Below are 20,046 nucleotides of genomic sequence, written 5' to 3'. Positions count from 1 at the left end.
CCTATAACCTAAATCTTTTTGGGAATCAGTATATTTAATAGCTGACTATCGAAAGTCTAGAATCACACGGTGGTCTACATCTGCTTATATAAACCCGAAGATTATGCTATTCAACTACATCCTTTTTAGTGCATGGTTAGTGCCTTTATTCGCTTTAATTCTTTTTTTTATAATTAGAAAGAATCCAAAGGTTTATGGCAGGTGGGTGAAATTCTGCACCGTATACCTTCTTTTATTTATCATCGTCATGATGACAGATATATCATGGACATCTAGTGCTTGGAATTATTTTAGTATAGCTTTCTTTTATTTTGTCATCGCCAATTTGCTCTTTTACCTTATCCATATCAGTAGAAAAGTATGGCGAGTACTGGCTATTCTGGGAACAGTATTTGTCTTTTTTGTCGGATTCTTTATGGGCAGTTTGGGTATTTTAGGAGTGGATTACTTCATGTACGACTACAGCTATAAGGAAGTAAAGGATTTAGGTGATGGACATGTTTACCGTGTGACTGGTGCGCGTATGTCCAGTAATGCAAAACCTATTCGCGTTTATGTAGATAGAAAGATTGCTTTTTTACCGTTTCTGCAAAAGGAAGTCTTCAATGAGTATTATTACGATTATTCCAGAAGACATGGCCCCATACAGGTAAAATACAATGTAGACCAGAAATTACTTGTTTTAACAGCTGAACATTCCATTTCTGGTCAGAAGGCATGGACCAAAACCATTAAACTTTAAGATACAATTAGCGAATCTAAATTGAGATACAGGAAAATTGCGTCATCGATTTAATCCAGCGGAAAGACCTGGAAATAACCAGAAATTCAAATTCATAAAACAATTACGAAGCTAGCTGAGTGAACTTTCAGCTATAACTTCAAAGGCAATAGAAAGTCAATGAATTGGCTTTTATTGCGTTATTGTTTGTTTTTATGAGATTATGTAGATGCGGTCGAAGCATGCTTCGACCCTACGGTTATGGGGGTAAGGAATAATAAAATCACGATTGTTTGTAGGGTCAATGCATGCATCGCCCGCCTATTACCAAACTGAAAATCTCCTTCATAGTTTAGAGTTCGTTCATCTTCGATAAACAATGACAGAATCTTATGACGAACTATTAAGACTCATTGCTTCGCTCTGCGTTGTAAATCCTATTTTCCTAACCCGCCTACAGTTCTAAAATCTGGTGTCTTTACCCTTTCTACTTTCCACTTTTTCCTTTCCACTGTCTCACATCTAACAGCGTAGCGGTCTCCTATCTCACATCTATTCCAAGGGGTTTTCTTCGACACTCTTACGGATCTCCTTCGGAACTTGTTCGGAACTCCTTCGGATCTCGTTCGGTTAGAAGCGAACGAGATCCGAAGGAGTTCCGATTAATATCCTAAGAAATTCCTTAGGAATATCAAAGCAAACAAGATGGATTTAGGAGTTTTATACGAACTATTCTGAACACAAATACATGCCTTAATTAGGACTGATATAGTGCAGACGTAATGATATTAAAAGAGCTGCTTAAAGTTTATTGCTCTATGTGCTATTTAAACTTAGATTTCCTGCTACACAAACGAACTTATAATTAAATTTAACATTGAGGCAAAAGTTTTTTAATAGTAAAATGATATAATTGAATCATGGAACCGTTTTTAATCTTTACTACGTTACAAGTCGTTATTTTTATTGCCTTTTGGTTCAAGGCTTTTAAAAAGGAAAGTAAGGATCAATTGTTATTAATTATCCTCTTTGGATGTGCCTTAGGTCTTTTTTCTAAAATACTTATTCTTTACGATCAAAATAATGGAGAGCTCATCCAGGGTATATCTTCCTCTATATGTTTTGTCAGTTTTGCCTTTCTGTACATTCGGAATACCCTTCAAAAGCAAGAATTGAAACGTCGAGATTTAGTGTTGATTTCGATACCCTATACGGCAACGGTGATTATGTTTGTCGTGGAACATATTTTTAAGCTGCAATTTTTGCAAGTAGGAATTTTAGAACATGCCCGAACATTATTCTATCATAATTTTAGAAAAGTAGTTATTGTTTCTTTTTTCCTAGCGGATATGTATTGGCTCTGGAGGTTCCGTGCTGCTGTTCGAGAAAGGATACAGGAACAAGATATTCAACTTAGCATTGGTTTTGCTGCACATAGCCTTTTCTTATCCCTTTTGGTTCTCCTTGCTGAATTAATTCCTGAGAACCTAAATTATATTATTCTTTTTGTCGGATTAGCATCCTCCAGTATTGTCATCTTAATGATCGTCTATTTTAAATTTATTAGACCTTATTCGATGCAGTTAAAAAATGCTACAAATACCTTTACAATGATCAAATCATCATCTGTAAAATACCAGAAAAGTCATGTAGATTTGGAAATACTAAAAAGCTATGCTGATAAACTGGAATTATTCTTTACAGATGAAAAACCCTATTTGAACCCTCAATTTAGCCTAAGTGATTTGGCTACTGGATTGGGGATAAGCAATCACGATCTTTCAATGGTATTTTCCCACGTGCTTAAGACGAATTTCTACTCTTATATTAATGCCAAACAGATAGCGTTTTTCATTAAAAACAGTGATTCCGTATTAAAGGAGGAGAGAACCATCTTGGCATTGGCATATGCTTCCGGTTTTCAGTCCAAAAGTACCTTCAACAAATATTTTAAACAAGAAACTGGTTTTTCTCCAACAGAATATCTTAAAGATCCCAGTTTGTTAAAATTCTCGTAATAGTTTGATAAAGATTTGTTAATACGGTGTAAATACCTGATAGTTAACAACATGCAATGGCGTGCGCCTTGATTTAGTTCTTCCCAATTGGCTAGGTCGATGGCAAAACGATTATTGTTTCTATTTGTGGCGAACTAAATATTTCCACATCATGTTATTTCGTTACGTTATTATTTTATTATTCTTTCTGGTAAAAATCCCAATAGGATTTGCACAGAACAACAGCATCATCGGACAGGTGGTCAATGGACAAAGTGGCTTGCCCGGTGTGACCATTAAAACGCTTGATGGAAAATGGTCAACTAAAAGTGAATTGGATGGAACATTCCGATTAAGTGGTTTGACAATAGGCAAACATAGCCTGCAATTTTCTTACATCGGTTATCCTACTATTCAACGAGAAGTAGAGCTTAGCTCCGCTAACAGTACTATGGACCTTGGAACAGTTCAGTTTGCTGAGCAAAGGGGAGAGGATCTTGAAGAAGTGCTTATTCGAGGAACCATGGCGAGCACGCAAGCAAAGGCCTTGAATATTCAAAAAACCAGCTCGGCCATTATGAATGTAATTGCTTCGGATGTCATTGGTAAACTTCCGGATCGTAATGCGGCAGAGGCCGTACAAAGAATTCAAGGGGTTTCAATTGAAAGAGATCATGGTGAAGGTCGATATGCCAGCGTACGTGGTACCCCTCTACAATGGAACTCCACTCTAATCAATGGTAACCGCATGCCTACTTCAGAAGGTACGTCCGATAATACTTCCGGAAGCCGTACTTCTCCATTGGATATCTTCCCTTCAGAGATGATTGAATTTGTTCAGGTTTCGAAGGCCATAACACCTGATATGGAAGGAGATGCTATTGGGGGCTCGATAAATTTCATTACCCGCACAGCTCCTACGCATAAAATCTTTAAGGTAAATGCTGCTGGAGGATACAATGGGCAAGCACAAAAAGAAATTTATAGTGGATCTTTTTTATACGGCGATCATTTCTTCAATAAGAAATTAGGTTTTGTTATAGGGGCATCTTATTGGAAACGTAATTGGGCGACAGACAATGTGGAATCTATCTATAATTTGGATGATTTCAGTATGGAGCGATTTGAACTACGTGATTATAAAGGTGTCCGTACGACCTATGGTATTAATGCAGGTTTAGAATATAATTTCAGTCCTTCTCATAAGCTTTATTTCAGAGGTTTGATGACCGATTTTCAAGATCAGGAAACGGCATTAGAGCATACTTTGGACCTCAACAAAAGCAGTATGTCTCAGCGCCGTAGGGAAGGGTTGATCGGTATTGGGCTAACAGGGGGAGAGTTAGGTGGTAATCACGATCTATTTCAGGATAAAGTGAACTTAAAATGGAAGGCTTCTACTTACCAAACGGATATGGAAACCCGCAGGCCAGATGGTTCAACAAATGCGAAACCTACCTATAAAATGGCGGTCTTCAGTAGTAAAGTGGATTACGCCAATTTAGCAAATGATGGTAAGATGTACCTAGATCTGGATGCACCTAGTGGATATACCGGCACTACTTTCAGAAAATTCTTGCCAGCGTATAAAACGGCAATTACCGATAAGGATTTGCGTATTTCTCAATTAATAGAAATGCAATTGCAAAGCTTTGAAAGAGATCGTATTGCCGAGGCAGATGTAAAATACCAAGTTGCATCTTGGTTATCCATTAAAGCGGGCGGAAAGTATAAAAGTAAATACCTCCGTCGCGGAAATCCTATGGATATTTACATCAATACCGCATTGAAAACAACAGTAGCAGATCTTGAACAGGAGAAATACAATTACAATGGTGGCTTTCTAAATGAAACAGGTGTTGATTATGCTTCGGTTCAATTGCCCGGGATAAACTTACGTCAATTGGATGCGCTATTGGAAGATAATTACCTGAAAGAAGGAAAATTCTACCATTTAAAACGTGATGACAGCAGTCCTGATGCGGCACCTTCATTCTATAGCGGTACTGAAAATGTTTGGGCCAGCTATGGTATGTTTGAAGGGAAAATTACAGATCAAATCCAATTAGTAGGAGGGATTCGTTATGAACATACAGACCTTGCGTATAATGGAAATGAAGTCATTAGCAAGAAGGTAGACGGGAAAGATGTATTTGAAATAAATCCAGTAAGGAATACAAGTAGTTTTGGTGCCTTCTTGCCAATGGTACATCTAAAGTATCAGCCAATTGAGCCAATGAATATCCGCTTGGCCTATACGCGTACTTTTGCCAGGGCAAATTTCTCGGATCTGAATCCTACCGAAAGTGTCAACCTAATATTTACGCCTCCGGTTATTACTCGAGGAAATATCAACCTGAAACCGACCTTTGCCAATAACTTCGACTTGATGACCGAGTATTTCTTTCAGGATATTGGTGTAGCAAGTTTTGGGGCTTTCTACAAAGGTTTAAGCAATGTTATTTATTCTTCACAATCTTTTCAAACGATAGATGGGGTACTACACCGTGTGGTACAGCCAGAGAACTCAGAAAAGGGTTGGTTGGCAGGCTTTGAAGCCGGAATCTCCAAGCGTATGAGTTTCTTACCTGGATTTTGGAAAGGATTTGGTGTAGATGTCAATTATACTTTTACCACTTCTGAAATGAATGTGCCAAGGTATGAGGTAGATGCACAAGGGAAAGTACAAGTAGAAATCGCCAAGGAAGCTTTACCAAGCCAATCAAAGCACCTTTTCAACGCGGCTTTATTCTATGAGAACGATAAGTTTATGGCGCGCTTAGCAGGAAACTATAAAGGAGCTGCATTAGCATTAGTGCAGGGTAATCCGGAAAACTACCGTTGGTATGGAGCGAACTTCACTGTTGACTTCTCGGCAAACTATAAAATCAATAAGAAAGTCAACCTATTCCTGGAACTGAATAACCTGAATAATGCAGCAATGCAATATTACCATGGCGATCAGCGTCGATTGGAGCAGTTGGAATATTATTCACAACGTGGATTAATCGGGATCAACTATCAAATATTTTAACATTTAACCCCAATAATATGAAAAACATGAAACAATGGTTTCTGGTAGCATTGGCTGCATCAAGCTTTACATATGCCAATGCGCAAGGAATAGAAAAGAAAATCACTTTGAAAGAGAACTTTAAAGCAGAGCGCCAAGCGAATGGCGATTATAAATTGTCTATCCCTAAAGGTACTTACCAAATGCAGCAAGGGCGAGATAAAAAGGAGTTATTAGCTTCTAAATCAATTGTTGTATATGGTGATACACTTATCAATTCGCCAAAATCTGAGCGTTTGTATTTTATGTTGACCAATAATGGCGATACGACTGTCATCACAGAGCGTAAGATAACTGTATCTGGTCCTTCTAATTTCAGGGATATTGGAGGCATCCCAACCAAAGATGGAAAGCACGTTGTTTGGGGGCAGTTTTATCGTGCTGATGAGCTGTCTGGTTTAATGGAGTCAGAATTTCCATACCTCAATAGTTTAGGAATCAAGCAGGTCTATGACTTGCGTAGTCAGGATGAGGTGAATAGCAAAAAAGATCATTTGCCTGAATCCATGAAATGGATTCATTACCCCATCTTTGAAGAGGGGAATGATGCGCAGATGAAAGCTGTGATGCAAAAGTTTATGGATGGCAGTATGACGAAGGAAGCAGCAAATGAGTTGCTGATCAAAGCTAATCAGGACTTTGCAACAAAGAACCTTCCGAGATTCCAAGTATTAGTTAAACAGATGTTGGATGCTGACTCTCCGTCTCTATTTCATTGTACAGCAGGGAAAGATCGAACAGGATTTACTTCTGCCTTAATACTTTCTGTATTAAATGTTGATCAAGAAACTATCCTAGACGAATATTTGATGACCAATTATTACACCTATGATAAAATCCAAGGAGGTATGGACAAAATGTTTGGATCAGCACCTGTTAAAATAGACAAGGAAGTAGTTACCCAATTGATGATGGTGGATAAAGCCTATTTGGAAGCAGGATTAAATGAAATTATTAAAAAATATGGCACTATGGACAACTTCATCCGTGAGGGCTTAAAAATTTCAGATGAACAAAGATTAAGTTATCAAAAGAAATACACGTATTAGTTCCATTTCTTAATATAATTAAAAAGTTAAAGGCGTATCCATTTAGATGGTACGCCTTTTCTTACTGAAATAAAACTAAATGAATAGTCTTAAAGGTTTTACATAATGATAGTTTTATCAATTGGAAATATAATTTTTTGAAATGGTCATGCCTTTGCTTCCTTCTCTTAAGAAGAATTTATTGGCCATTAAATTATCCCTGTAGATCTCTTCATAATCTTTGTCCTCGTTTGCATCTGGTACTACATTGATTTCAAAGAAGAAGGTATGAAATTTTTGAGGCGTGTTTGCCACAAAGGTGGTGTAGACTCCAGCATATCCCACATTTTTATTACTATCAAATTTCATTTGTATATAGCCATATTTGCCAGCCGGAATAACAGAATTGAGAATTTTTGCATCCGTACAAGCACATGATGGATATATATCCTGGATGGTCAAAGGTTCTTTTCCTGTGTTCTTGACCTTTACAATTATGTCCTGTTTATCCCCTTGCAAGATGGGTAAATAGGTTCTCACAGAATCTTCAATGACCAAATTAGTTTGATGAGTAGTGGGTTGACAAGCAACTATTACATAAAAGAATGTCAATATGGAAATGTAAAAGAATAGCTTTTTCATGATGTTTTTAATTTAAAATGATTTCATCACAGGCAAAACCTGCTAGCGGTTGTTTAAGAATTGTAATGGATAGTATTTTATCTTCCGTTGCTATGTTCAACGGAAATTTATAAGTGACACGTTTTAGTTTTTCTAGTGTGGCACTAAACTCGTGTTTTATTACAGGCGATTTTCCATCATATTGTACCTGTATTCCTTGAGGTAAATCTAAGCGATGTCTACGATCGATAAGGAAGGTAATCTCTAATGTTCTTTTGCCTGAAATTTTATTATTTATTGGGAATTGGATCGATAAATTGTCTTGTGTACAAATCATCCAATTGTTGTAATAATCCTCAAATCCAATTGCACCATCAGTTAGCAATTTAGGATCATCGTATTCTTCATCTAACTTACTTTTTATAGTTAGACCTTGACCATAGAGTAAATTGTTATAAGGTTTATTAAAAATCAGTTCTTCCCAGTTTTTAAAGTAATTGGCAAACTTTGCATTTGATTCGTTATAGACCTCTAAATCGATCAGCTCAATTAGTTTTTTAAGTACGGAAAACTGAGATTTTAGATCTTCATTAATTCGGCCTTGTTGTAAGTTGAAGTCGTAGATTCCATAACCATTGTCAGCCAAGCCATTTGTTCTTGCTAATTCTAATAATTGGAACAAGACCGAAATTTTTAATTTAAAAAGTTCATCTCTAAAAGAAGGGTCAATATCCTTTCCAGCTAAGGAAATATCTTTATAAAACTTTTGAAGTTCATCTTGTTTAAGGTACTTTTTTAATGCCTGTCGAACACCTCCATAGATATCCAATGGATTTTTATTCTGAAGCGCACGCTCGTTGATTTGTAGATAATAATCCGCCACAAACTTGCCATGCTCAGCTGAAAAATGCTGTAAGTATTTGTTTATCGCTAGAGGGATATCTAAATCAAGATTTTCCATTAATTGTGCATATATGCTTGCTTTTAGATTTTCGAATGCTGAATAACCATCTTCATTCCCTTGCATGAAAACTCCCGTAACACCCAATTCTTTATAAAATCGTAGATTTTGCTGTTGGATGAGCAGGGTGGGGTGGGCATCCATATAATTATCAAAATTGATGGCATAATCCCAGATATAGATATGATTTGTTATTTCAGACCATTTCTTGAAACGGTCTTTAATTCCGGCTTCATATTTAGATCCTTTAAGGACTATTCCTTTGGGGAAATCCATGGTACTAATCATTACCCCGGTGTTTATAGGCATCTTTTGTGCTATTGGTGTTGAGCTGCTTAGGTAATCGGAAGTAAAGAATATGGCTTCGGGGAAAACCAGTGCCAATTTGTTGATTAATTTTAATACTGCCGGACTTGAATTAGTTTTGGTGTTTCCAGCCTTTAAGCAAGCATCGCAATTACAAACCAATGCATTATCATTCGGCATGATCATGAATCTCCTTCTATTTGGATCTTCTGTCATGGACTTGTTGATTTGAAATGTTAAGGCTGTTTCCAAGCTAGAGCTTGAAAAGTCTAATTGCTCTGGATTACGTTTGCCATCCACTAGCGCGTACATGTCCTCCCTAAGACTAATAAATTTCCCGATGTTATGCCCCCAAAGACCCCAAGCATTTTCTAGACTATTGGTATTGTATTTTTGTTGAAAGTCCTTGCTGCTGTTAATCGGGAAGTAAGGCTCCCTGTAATGGAAATCTTGGACTTCTTCGCCTTTTATTAGCAGTTTTTTTGGTAGAAAAATTTCCTCTAATTTTTTTCCTACGCCTTGATTATGCTTTGTAGAGTCAGCAGGTACAATATGCTCGAAAAAATAATATATCCCTTGTTCTAAATCTTCAGGATAACTACCTTTTATGAGGAGTTTTTCATCAGCACCTTCAATATGGAAATGATCCTTCTTGTCATCCGTTAAAATAAGGTTTATACCGGGTTGACCAGAAAAGTCACGTACTTGATTCAATATTTCTAATTCGGTACCAGTAGTCTTTTTAAATAATTCCTTAAAGATATTAGCTGCAGCATTTGCCCGTTTGTCTTCGACCAAAATATAAGGTAGGACCTTGTCCTTTTGGTAAAGGAGAAGGTCCGAAGCATTGCTGCAACCCATCATTGCAAATACAAAAATCATATATAGGAAAACAGACCGCATGATGGATTAAAATCTAGTTGAAAATAGAATACTAACATTATATTGATTGATATAGCTTTCGCTGCTCATCTTATAGCTGTACCAGTTGCCCATTAGTCCTAAAGATGACTTGTACCCTATGTGATGACGGTATCCAGCACCAACCATACTATTTGCATAGCTAAGGAAATTATTAAGTTGAAAATCTAAACGTTGATCTTCCGGAGCATTACCAATACCAGCCATCAAGGTCAGGTAGTCGCGATCATTAATCATATAGAAGCGCGATTGTCCTAATAGATTATAATAGTTTTCTTTGCCATCGTTCATGTAAAATGCTTTGGCATTAACCCAGACGCTTTTCCATGATCTTTCAAGACCTAAGACTGCGGTATAGAAGTTAGCATCGTTATTTAAGCGTGCATAACGACCTCCAATTTCTACCTGCCAATCCTTGGCAAATGGTTGGAATACCGAAGCAGAGAACTTATATTTTTGGAAAAATTGATTCGCTACACCAGCACTGATTAGGAAGTTAGTTCCTTTTTTAAATGTATGGTACCAATCCAGTTCACCTTGTATACCCACTCCTGTATTTTTTCCGGCATAGTTTACACGAGCAACAAAACTATTCCATAGGCTACCTTTGAAACTGTATTCTAATGATGCTACAGGAATATTAAGCATAATGCTATCTGATTTTACGTTAGTAAATGATGCGGTAATGGTATTTTGGTAATTCTTGGAACGCAAAAACTTAATATGGTCTTTCATCCGTTCCGCTCTATCTGCTGTTGGTACATATTGCTCATATAAAGAAAGGGCTTGATTGATATCGCCTGTATTCTCATAAATGACTGCTTTTTGAAATATCAAATCATTATTGTTAGGATGGTATTTCAAGCATTGTTCTACTAGGGCTAGGGCTTGCTCATTTTGATTTTCTGCTCCATATAAGCTTAAAAGTTTGATGGAAGTCATTAGATCCTTAGGTCGCTCGTTTAGAACTTGTTGGTAAACTTGTATAGCCTCAACTCGGTGGTTGTCTTGTTCTAAAGTTTTGGCATGCATCATCATTTGCTCAATCCAGGCACTGGCAAGCGTGTCGTTGTAAGGGTATTCCCTTCGCAGGTCTCCCAATAATTGTGCAGCTTCTTGGTGCTTATTCATCTCGCTTTGAATACCTGCCAAGCGCATGCGTAGATCCTTATGATTTGGAAATTGTACTAAGGCTTTTTTAGTATAATCTTCCGCATCTTGAAATCGATCTTGAGAAACCCGCGCATTCAGACCATAAAGGTACGCTTGTAATCTGTCTGGATTTACGCCAATAACATAATCGGTTAGACTAATCACATCATCATACTTTTCATTAGCCATCAATACCTTGGCAAATTGGTTCGCCATATTTTCCAATTCGTCAGGTACTGCTTTTGAATTAGGGAATTGCCTTTGTAATTGTTTAGCGTATGCTAAGGCCAATTCATAATCTTGTGTCTGAAGTAGATAATCTAACTTCATTAGCGCATAACGCTCTTCGGTAGGGTGGGACGCGATCAATTGGTTGATGGTCTCCATGGCCTTGACCTTATTCTTTTGTGCAGCGTAACTTTGGAATAAGCCTTGTAAGGCAGATTCTTCGTACTCTAAATGTTTGGATGCTATTTGGAACCCTTCAATGGCTTTGTTGTACTCTAAGTTCAGTAAATCTTTTTTTGCTCTATTGAACCTTATTTGTACATATTTCGCAGCGATATCAGTGTCGCTAGGGTAAAGTTGATTCAAACGCTCATAAATAGCCTCTAATTTTCCCGTTTGTTGTGTCCTTTCATAAACAACCACTTGCTTTAATAATAGATCCTTGCTGTTTGGATTACTGCGTAATGCATTCCGAAGTAGATCTTGAGCATCGTCGTATTTTCCGCGTTCAATGGATGTATTCAAAAGATAGTTTAAGGCAACTTGGTCTCCCTTATTCTTTGCATATAGTTTGCTGTAAAGTACATAAGGGTCGTTGTTGGCTTGAATTCTAGCCGATTCGCCAATTAAGTAATCTAACTGCCTGCGCAATTGCGGGTTGTTTTGTCTCCTTAATGCTTCTTCTAAGGTGCTGATAGCTAAAGTGTAATTTCCTTGAGCCTCCAATATGCTTGCCTTCTTAGAAGTAAATTCTGAGTTGTTAGGCATTAGGAAAATTGCTTTATTGGTACTGTTCAGTGCCTCTGAATAGTTCCCTAATTTGATCTGTGTATTGATCAAGTTGTCGTACATTTCAGGATCACGCTTAGCGGTTAATAAGGCTTGCTGGTATTGTATAACAGCCTCCTCCAAGTTTTCCTTCTTCACAGAATTAGAAGCATTTTCCTTGATAATGGTATGATAAGCTAACTGAACGTTTTTGTCGTTAGGGAAGATTTGCAATAAACGAGATATTGATTTTTCTGCTTCTACATTATTGTGCAATTCCTTATACAGGCTCACTTTCTTCAACCACAGGTCTTTGTCGTAAGGATTGGTCTCCAATAACTCATTGACATAACAAATAGCCGAGGCGTGTCTTTTAGAAAGGGATTCAATAGTAATTAAATATCGGCGTGAATCATCTCGATCAGGACTTTTACGCAATACATCAAGTAAGGTCATACGTGCCTGGTCTAGCTTTCTTGTTTCCAAGTAGCATTTTCCTAAGTATTCTTTTAAATCAAGATCGGAAGGGCTTTGCTTAAGACCTTCTAAACAGTAGGTGGTAGCTTTTGCGAAATTGTTTTTCTTACCTTCTGCTCTTGCCAATTGATAATAATCCAAGTCGGCCTGCGCATATACCATGCTCATGGAACCCATCATTAGCCCTAGACCAATGACAAGTGTCTTCAATTTATTTTGCATGTTCGATCTCAGGTTGAATATCAAAGCCCTGTCTAGTCATGGTGCCCCACTGTATCTTTCTGCTCGTAAAGTATCTTATATAGCCTACGATGGAGAAATAGATGATAAATGGGTGGTAAACAAAACCTTCTATTAGTGAAATTACCCACACACTAAAATACTCCCAAAAGGTTTTGTATTGCCGCTTGACTAAATAGTCCATAAAGATTACCAAAGAGCTTATGGCAATACCAAATGTGTACACATAGAGAAACATGAAGGCAACAGTATCCCAATTGACATCACCTTTAACGATAAGTAAGAGGAACCAGAATAATCCAAATGCTTCGATTATTGGTGCTAAGAATTCGAAAATAAAGATATATGGGAATACAAGGAATCCCAATTTTGGATAGGAAGGATTAAAAAATACCTTACGGTGTACAAAGAAGATTTGTGCCAATCCTGTTGCCCAGCGAATACGTTGTCTTGCTAATATCCTCAAGTTACTAGGGCCTTCGGTCCAACAACATGACACCGGAATATAGTCAACAGTATACTTTTGTTTACTGTTGGACATATAGGTCACCATCTTGGTCAATAGATCCATGTCTTCGGCATGTGATTTACCATCATAACCCCCGGCATTGATGGCTACTTCCTTGTCAAATAAACCTAATCCTCCAGATACATTGGGAACACAATTGATAAAGCTCCAACCCAATTTCCCAAAAAGATATGAGCGCATGTATTCTAATTCCTGGAATCGAGGAATCAGTCTTCTTGGAGGTCGAACTCGCGTGATAACACCATTCTTGATGTCACAGCTATTCGACATGCGCAATACTGCTCCAACAGCAATAGTTCTGTTTTTGGAGTTTAATATTGGCTTAATCATCTTAAGCATGGTTTTTCTTTCTAGGATACAATCAACATCCGTACAGATAAAATAAGGATATTTAGAGGCGTTTATACCAGCGTTTGAGGCATCAGCCTTAGTACCTCCATTTACTTTGTCTACAACCGTTAAATTGCTATATAGTGGGTTTCTTGAACGAAAGATCCGTTTAAATGGTGCGGTCTTGATACGCTCAACATAGGCATAAGCAGTTTCTTCTAAATCATATTCTCGAATGAGCAATTCTAAAGTTCTGTCGGTACTTCCATCATTGACAATGATGACTTCAAAAGTTGGGTACTCCATTGTCAACAAAGACTTAACATTGACAATGATTGTTCTTTCTTCGTTAAATGCCGGAGCAATAATTGAAATTCCTGGGGTTAAACTAGAGTTCATCAAGAATGAATCATCTTGTTTAGTATTGTAAACTCGGAATCTCCATTGTTTGATGCTGCTAAAGATGCCCAAAAGAAGCAACGAGAGTAGCATAGCAGAGGAGTAAAAGAATATGAAATATTCAAAATAATTGTAAATCATGGCGAATTTATTATTTAGTTAATATTTAATTGGCGGATTTGATAACATAAGAATCTTCTGAAGACTCATTACTATCTAAAAGCAATACATTGTTTGATTCTGGAGTTGTTAATGAATGATTATTAAGCGGATTGCATACGTGTTCCAATATCCTTTTGTTAAATCCTTCCGTACCTTCCATTAATTCATTAAAAGTTTTATGGTCTTTATCTTCATAGGAATACAACACTTCTGCAATAAGCTTCTTGGATTCGTAATTGGGACTCTGTTCAAAAGCTTCTTTAAGGAAGTCAGAGGCATTTTTACTATTAATGTTAAAGATGGCTTCGATGATGGCATCTTTACATGCGTTTGGTTGCGAGTTATATAAACTGATTAATTTATTTTCTACTTTTTGAACCTGCATTATCCCTAATGCCTTGATGGCCTCTTCGCGAATGCTGGGATTCTCTTCATCCAATAAGGTTATAAGGGTTTTTACACAACCATATTGTTTGAAATGACTCGCAGCTTTGATTAAGAAAATGGTTTGACTGTCGTTTTTAGAGTACTTCAACCAATTACTGAAATTTGGAAGATTATCCTTATGATGGTGCTCTAACTGCTCTAACAAAATGATCTGATCCCAGTAATTGATCTGATTGTCTTGTTGGTCGAAGAATTTGAAGGGATTGTTATTACTTACACCGATATAGGCTGATCTTGATGCTTTTTTGATAAACCTATTTCTACTGAAGGTATAAGGAAGAATTTTAGAATCTGCAATTAGGACCTTAAAACGCGATAATTGATGAAAGGTCTTTAATTTACTAGCCACTGAAGAAAAGCCTAATTTTGTTTCCAAGTGATTATCTATCCCCAATGCAGATATAAAGGTCCTGAAATTAGGTGACTGTTGTAATGAAGGATCTGTCTCCAATAATTCCTGACAGGTAGGAACCAATGAATAATAAGCAGCATAGTTTAATCTGCCACAATGGTTCGCATAGGCAATTTGAATTTCTGAAGGAGTGAAAATTTCCTTACTGGACAGGATATCTAAAGCTAACTCGCGGTGAAGACCATTTAGTTTTTTGTAATTGCGTTTTTTAATTCGATCAAAGGCATAACTTATAGCAGTTATGGTAAGTATAACGATAAATAAGCTGACAACAAAAGCAATGACCCCTAGGGCTACTTTTATAACTAGTGGTGCAGTATAGAATAAGAACCACAAGTCTTGAAATTCGTTTAGTATATTCATGTTTTTTTTGATTGAAATCTGTTAAAATATTTAAGTGAATTTTAATAATGGTTTTCTCGAGTATAAAATTGAGTTGGTTAAATGTTATAACTTATATGTATATCGCTTGGGTGCTATTCCGAGGATAACTATTCAAAGTTAAAGGCAAACTATTTTACAATAAAAATTTAACCTAGGGACATTTGGTGGACAATTTGCATCAAGTCCACTTTGAAAAATGACAATATCAGTTCATATTGGTGACAAAAGGGGGACATTTATCGTCAAAAGAGGGGCGAATTTTATCCTTTATTTAGGTGTTTTGTGGACAAAAAGGGACAAATAAGTTATGTAAAACACTGGAAATCAGGTTTAAGCTTGATTTTACAGGTAAAAGTGACAAAATACTTATTCCACGCTCCGTATATTGCAATATACATAAGGGACTAATCCTTAGAGTTAAGTTATTAATCTAACCAAGAAATGTTTACTTCAAGCAAAGTTGTGCTGATTCTCATGAATATCTTTTTGGTTTTCTCAGTTGGTTGTGGAAATTTTAACCAAAAGAGAAAGCTTAGGGATTATCGTGAAGAAATTGCTGTTGCCGAAAAGTTAGGAAATGATACAACTGGAATTAAGAAAGCCCTAAACCACTTATCCCACATAAATAACAAAGTAGATTATGCCATATATCTTACGCTGACTGCAATAGGGAATTATAAAGCAGTAGACAGTTTAAATAGAAAGAGTGAGAATAATTTCACTAAAGCATTAGAAATTGCTCAAGAGTTGAATAAAGAGGGCTTAAAGCTTTGGATCAATATTACTACAGCTAAATATTATTATCATTATAGAAAGCTTGAAAAGGCATTGCCCTACTTTCTTCAGGCCTCCTTTAAAATCGATGATATTGAACCCAAAGATCAAATTAATCCTGCAGAAAGCTATCAATACTTGGCCTATGTATTTGAAACTTTAGAAGAACCAGATAAGTCTTTTATCTATCTTGAAAAAGCGCTGGAGCTTACACCAGATAATTCGGATTTAAAACCTGTTTTGTTGGATAACATAGGGATGAACTATGTAAATCGTAGAGACACAGCGAAAGCTTTTTCCTATTTTAAACAAGCTGAGGAGTATGCTATACAAAGAAATAATATTGGAAGACTAGCCCGCGTAAAAGGAAATTTTGCGAACATTTATTATGGTAAATCTGATTTAAGCACCGCTTTGAAATATATTAATGATGACATTAAGTTTTCATTAATCGCCAAAGACTCCGTGAATCTTGTTTATGCAAGAATCTTGAAAGCAAAGATCTTGTTTCAACTGAATGAGTATGATAAGGGATATCAAGAATTAAATATTGCTTATGACTATGTAAAAAATGTGCCTTATTTGATTGAGTATAAAAAGCAAATTCTCGATATAAAATTTCGACTAGCAGAACAAGAAGGAAAGAAACAAGAAGAATTATTGGCTGCCCGTGCCTTATATAATTACGATAAAGATGGTGTATCAGGTGAAAGTGAAGAGGCAATCTTACGCGGTAAATTACTGCTAAATAAAGAGAGCTACCTAAATGAAGTAAAGCTTGCAGAGATGAAGCTTGAAAGGGAAACCTTTGCCAAGAAAATGTATGGAATTCTGTGTTTACTAATCGTTCTATTGGCTATTGAATGGTACTTCTACACTTCGAAACTTAACAAGTCTCGACATGAGAAATATGAACGGAAAGTTTTGCAGTTTAAATTAGAAAAGGCCTTGATGGATCAGCGATTAAGCGAGGCAAATAATTCTGTTAATGATTACCTGAAATTCATGACAGAGAAGAATGAACAGATTGAAGAATTGCAATCTGTAATAGGTAAGATTAACCAATCAAAGTCAGCGCATATTGAGGAAAGAAATGGAAAATTGAAACAGGTGCTTAAATCTCACCTTCTAACTGAAGAAAACTGGATACGATTTAAACAAGCATTTGATAACCAATACCCTAAATACTACATCAACCTCAAGAAAAAATTCCCGGATCTTACTGAAAATAACTTGAAGTTTATCTTATTATTGAAATTGGGTTTGTCAACTCATGAAACATCGAATATACTTGGGGTTTCGATGGACGCTGTTAAGAAAAACAAACAACGTTTGAAAAAACGACTTCAAGACAATTACGAGGAATTAATGGAGCTCATCTAATCCAAACGAGCTAAGGCTTTATTTTCACATAACTGGTTTTGTTGCAATTATTGCATTTATATGCTTTCAAAGGAAGAAAGAATAGGAAGGTCTTCACCCACCAAGGGCGATGAACACGTGCATATAAATATGCTCCTTTACAATAAGGACATAATGGATGTGACTCTTGTCTTTCTGTGATGGATCGTGTAATAATTTTCATGGAATAATTGCCCTTGATTATTTTGATTGATTTTTAATTAATATATAACACGTTGTCTTGAAATAAATCAAGTTTAAGTTGATTTATTTCAGTATTTAAACAATTGAAATTCAACTATATATTAGATCTGAAAATTAAGGTCTTACTATTAATTTAACGTAAATTCCATTAGAATTCTTCTGCATATTGAAAGTTAAATGTTTCTGCGGAACAGTATTTGCACGATTCTGTAAACCAAATAAGAAAAATTGTACATTGCAGTAAATTTCAATTTATGAAAAGAATACTATTCGTTTTATGGCTGATGATTGGAACAGTGGTATTGGGTCATGCCCAAGAAAACACAAAACAACATACCGGTTGGATTTGGGGTCCTTCCATAGGTTATCAGTATCAAAGTGGTAGTTTTCTAAAAGCTTCAGCTTGGGGACTGTTTGCACCAAATCAAAGCCAATATATAAAACTGGATGCAGGGGTTAACTTTACCTGGATGATGAATAAAAGTACCGTAATCCCTGAGTTTGGGGTCACTTATTATTTGAATAATGTTGCGGTATGGCCTTTTATCAAAGGGGAAATCACACCTTATACAGCGACTGCAAAAGCAGGAATAGGCTTGTTTAATTTATTGGAATTTGCCGCTGGCTATGGTTTTGATATCAATACCAAAAAAGACTTTAAACCTATAGATGGATTTACGTTTAGCGTTGGTGTTAATGTCCCGCTAAAGTTTCATCTATACTAATCCTTATTCCAACCAATTCTTAAAATCCACTACGCGCTCTCTGCTCACAATACAAGCATCGGATTGGAAATCCTTGATCAGAACCTTTAATCGAGAATTAGAATGTATAACAATAGAACTAATTGATTCTAATGCAATAATGTGACCCCTGTTAATCCGATAGAATAATTTTGGATCTAATAATTCTTCCATTCGATCTAAACTATAATCTAATAGATGACAATCGCCTTGTTTGCTGAACAAGTAGGTGCCCTTATTTTCGGAATAGACACAGGCTATATCATTCACTGATATTATCTTAATCTGTTGGCCAACCCTAACATTAAAACGAGCTTTATACTTAGACTCTTCTCCTAATAGCATGCTCCTTAACTGCTGAACATCTAAATTGGAGTTAACCTGATGATTCTTCTGGAATTTCTGAATGGCAAATTCAAGTTCTTCATCGACAATAGGTTTCAGCAAGTAATCTATACTATTGTGCTTAAAAGCCTTCAATGCAAACTCATTGTAGGCCGTTGTAAAGATCAATTTGGATGATATTGGATATTCTTCAAGGATTTCAAAAGAAAGACCATCGGATAATTGTATGTCCATGAAAATAAGATCAGGTTCAGCATTTGATGCTAACCAAGCCTTGCCCTGAGCTACCGAATGCAATAGCGTGATATCTGAAAAGCCAAAACGGTCTAGTCGCCTCGCCAATAATCGAGCAGCTGGTTTCTCATCTTCTATTATGACAACTTGAAAATCTTTCATCATGGGAGTAGGGGTAAGGATACGGTGAATTTATCGTCGGTTTTGATGATCTCTACTGGCTCTTTTGTCAATAACGCATATCGATCAACAATGTTTTTTAAACCAATCCTGGTGGATTGATGTGGCGTGGATTTCTCCTGTAGATTATTTACAACGATTAATCGATTGTCTTTCCGTTGTATGTGGATGATTAATGGATGCTCCTCACTGACTTTGTTGTGTTGAATACAATTCTCTAATAACAGTTGTAAACTCAAAGGCACGATCTTTAAATCTTCTGAGTCTACAAAATCCTCTTGATACTGTATCGCATTTTCGAATCTAAGCTTTAATAAGTTGATATAACTATTGGCAAAGATCATTTCCTCTTGAAGACTGGTCAATTCCTTATCTTTTTGTTCTAGAATATACCGATAGATCTTTGAAAGCGATTTGGTGTATTGAATGGCATTTTCCTTATCCTCTTCAATCAATCCAATCAACACGTTTAAGCTATTGAATAGAAAATGAGGATCTATCTGGTTCTTTAGGGTTTCCAGTTGTGCTGTAGCTTGTCCTGCAATTTGCTTTTGCTGACTGACTTGTTTGTTCTTTTTCTCTACAATGTAACCCACCAGGAAAAATAAGGAACCTATGATCAAGGCTATGACAGTCGGTAGGATATAATTAGCCCAAGAGATCTGCGATAAGAATAATGAGAAAGATTTTTTATTTATAACAACCTGGAGAATGTAATTGCTTAAAAAAACAATGATTGGGGCCAATAGTTGGGTAACTAACAAATAGTACAAAAACCGTTTTGCAAGCTTATTCTCTCCAGGTATTAATTTTTTTAGAAAATAAGCCGTATAACTGCCCGATAAGCCTAAAAAAACACTGTAGACTATGGTCGTTATAGCACCCTTACTAACTAAAATATCCAATTCTAATTTGCCAAGCCGCACTAAATAATATCCTGAGATTAAAACAAACAGGATAATGGTGATGATGACAGAATAGTAAAGGGATCTTAAAAAATATTTCATGT

General features: G+C 36.3%; 13 protein-coding genes. 6 read left to right on the top strand and 7 right to left on the bottom strand.

All coding sequences use genetic code 11. The features are described from left to right. Positions 1–103 precede the first annotated feature (103 nt). The 4 genes from ABD676_RS13180 to ABD676_RS13165 all read left to right on the top strand — a co-directional run bounded on the left by ABD676_RS13180 (position 104) and on the right by ABD676_RS13165 (position 6,840). A complete protein-coding gene (locus tag ABD676_RS13180) occupies positions 104–742 on the top strand; it encodes a hypothetical protein (RefSeq protein ID WP_344675180.1) in 639 nt (212 codons plus the stop codon). 899 nt (positions 743–1,641) lie between these two features. Further along, entirely contained in the window at positions 1,642–2,739 is a 1,098-nt protein-coding gene (locus tag ABD676_RS13175; protein WP_344675179.1) for a helix-turn-helix domain-containing protein, read from the top strand. 151 nt (positions 2,740–2,890) lie between these two features. Next, positions 2,891–5,752, top strand: coding sequence for a TonB-dependent receptor (locus tag ABD676_RS13170; RefSeq protein ID WP_344675178.1), 2,862 nt, complete (start codon positions 2,891–2,893; stop codon positions 5,750–5,752). A 26-nt stretch (positions 5,753–5,778) separates the two neighbouring features. Next, a complete protein-coding gene (locus tag ABD676_RS13165; RefSeq protein WP_344675177.1) occupies positions 5,779–6,840 on the top strand; it encodes a tyrosine-protein phosphatase in 1,062 nt (353 codons plus the stop codon). A 117-nt stretch (positions 6,841–6,957) separates the two neighbouring features. Here the strand turns inward: ABD676_RS13165 and ABD676_RS13160 are convergent, their stop codons facing one another. From ABD676_RS13160 to ABD676_RS13140, 5 genes are read right to left on the bottom strand one after another with little or no spacing between them, the layout of a single operon-like run. Further along, on the bottom strand, positions 6,958–7,461 hold the full coding sequence (locus ABD676_RS13160; protein WP_344675176.1) for a DUF1573 domain-containing protein: 504 nt from the start codon (positions 7,459–7,461) through the stop codon (positions 6,958–6,960). A 7-nt stretch (positions 7,462–7,468) separates the two neighbouring features. Then, positions 7,469–9,589 (bottom strand): DUF4838 domain-containing protein, encoded by a 2,121-nt coding sequence (locus ABD676_RS13155; RefSeq protein ID WP_344675175.1) that lies wholly within the window; start codon positions 9,587–9,589, stop codon positions 7,469–7,471. A 27-nt stretch (positions 9,590–9,616) separates the two neighbouring features. Beyond that, entirely contained in the window at positions 9,617–12,475 is a 2,859-nt protein-coding gene (locus tag ABD676_RS13150; RefSeq protein ID WP_344675174.1) for a tetratricopeptide repeat protein, read from the bottom strand. Then, positions 12,465–13,892, bottom strand: coding sequence for a glycosyltransferase family 2 protein (locus ABD676_RS13145; protein ID WP_344675173.1), 1,428 nt, complete (start codon positions 13,890–13,892; stop codon positions 12,465–12,467). Before ABD676_RS13145 ends, ABD676_RS13150 begins: the two co-directional genes overlap by 11 nt. Before the next feature lie 25 nt (positions 13,893–13,917). Beyond that, positions 13,918–15,135 carry a HEAT repeat domain-containing protein gene (locus tag ABD676_RS13140; RefSeq protein ID WP_344675172.1) on the bottom strand — a complete coding sequence of 406 codons (1,218 nt, stop codon included), beginning with the start codon at positions 15,133–15,135 and terminating at the stop codon, positions 13,918–13,920. 462 nt (positions 15,136–15,597) lie between these two features. On the opposite strand from ABD676_RS13140, the gene ABD676_RS13135 reads away from it, so the two are divergent. Together ABD676_RS13135 and ABD676_RS13130 are read left to right on the top strand one after the other, a co-directional pair. Beyond that, positions 15,598–17,313 (top strand): tetratricopeptide repeat protein, encoded by a 1,716-nt coding sequence (locus ABD676_RS13135; protein ID WP_344675171.1) that lies wholly within the window; start codon positions 15,598–15,600, stop codon positions 17,311–17,313. Between the two features lie 476 nt (positions 17,314–17,789). Next, entirely contained in the window at positions 17,790–18,260 is a 471-nt protein-coding gene (locus tag ABD676_RS13130) for a hypothetical protein (protein WP_344675170.1), read from the top strand. 3 nt (positions 18,261–18,263) lie between these two features. On the opposite strand, the gene ABD676_RS13125 is transcribed toward ABD676_RS13130, so the two are convergent. Together ABD676_RS13125 and ABD676_RS13120 are read right to left on the bottom strand one after the other, a co-directional pair. Beyond that, positions 18,264–19,022: a LytR/AlgR family response regulator transcription factor gene (locus ABD676_RS13125; protein ID WP_344675169.1), complete on the bottom strand. Its 759-nt coding sequence runs from the start codon at positions 19,020–19,022 to the stop codon at positions 18,264–18,266. After that, a complete protein-coding gene (locus ABD676_RS13120) occupies positions 19,019–20,044 on the bottom strand; it encodes a sensor histidine kinase (RefSeq protein ID WP_344675168.1) in 1,026 nt (341 codons plus the stop codon). Before ABD676_RS13120 ends, ABD676_RS13125 begins: the two co-directional genes overlap by 4 nt. Between the last annotated feature and the right edge of the window lie 2 nt (positions 20,045–20,046).

It is taken from the genome of Sphingobacterium kyonggiense, from assembly GCF_039536825.1.
GTDB lineage: Bacteria > Bacteroidota > Bacteroidia > Sphingobacteriales > Sphingobacteriaceae > Sphingobacterium > Sphingobacterium kyonggiense.
This window is presented reverse-complemented; position numbering and strand designations above follow the sequence as displayed.

Excerpts from the sequence above, each read along its gene's own strand:
- ABD676_RS13150 (WP_344675174.1), bottom strand. The coding sequence starts at position 12,475 with ATGCAAAATAAATTGAAGACACTTGTCATTGGTCTAGGGCTAATGATG.
- ABD676_RS13135 (WP_344675171.1), top strand. The coding sequence starts at position 15,598 with ATGTTTACTTCAAGCAAAGTTGTGCTGATTCTCATGAATATCTTTTTG.
- ABD676_RS13160 (WP_344675176.1), bottom strand. The coding sequence starts at position 7,461 with ATGAAAAAGCTATTCTTTTACATTTCCATATTGACATTCTTTTATGTA.
- ABD676_RS13145 (WP_344675173.1), bottom strand. The coding sequence starts at position 13,892 with ATGATTTACAATTATTTTGAATATTTCATATTCTTTTACTCCTCTGCT.
- ABD676_RS13180 (WP_344675180.1), top strand. The coding sequence starts at position 104 with ATGCTATTCAACTACATCCTTTTTAGTGCATGGTTAGTGCCTTTATTC.
- ABD676_RS13155 (WP_344675175.1), bottom strand. The coding sequence starts at position 9,589 with ATGATTTTTGTATTTGCAATGATGGGTTGCAGCAATGCTTCGGACCTT.
- ABD676_RS13165 (WP_344675177.1), top strand. The coding sequence starts at position 5,779 with ATGAAACAATGGTTTCTGGTAGCATTGGCTGCATCAAGCTTTACATAT.
- ABD676_RS13140 (WP_344675172.1), bottom strand. The coding sequence starts at position 15,135 with ATGAATATACTAAACGAATTTCAAGACTTGTGGTTCTTATTCTATACT.
- ABD676_RS13170 (WP_344675178.1), top strand. The coding sequence starts at position 2,891 with ATGTTATTTCGTTACGTTATTATTTTATTATTCTTTCTGGTAAAAATC.
- ABD676_RS13120 (WP_344675168.1), bottom strand. The coding sequence starts at position 20,044 with ATGAAATATTTTTTAAGATCCCTTTACTATTCTGTCATCATCACCATT.
- ABD676_RS13175 (WP_344675179.1), top strand. The coding sequence starts at position 1,642 with ATGGAACCGTTTTTAATCTTTACTACGTTACAAGTCGTTATTTTTATT.
- ABD676_RS13130 (WP_344675170.1), top strand. The coding sequence starts at position 17,790 with ATGAAAAGAATACTATTCGTTTTATGGCTGATGATTGGAACAGTGGTA.
- ABD676_RS13125 (WP_344675169.1), bottom strand. The coding sequence starts at position 19,022 with ATGATGAAAGATTTTCAAGTTGTCATAATAGAAGATGAGAAACCAGCT.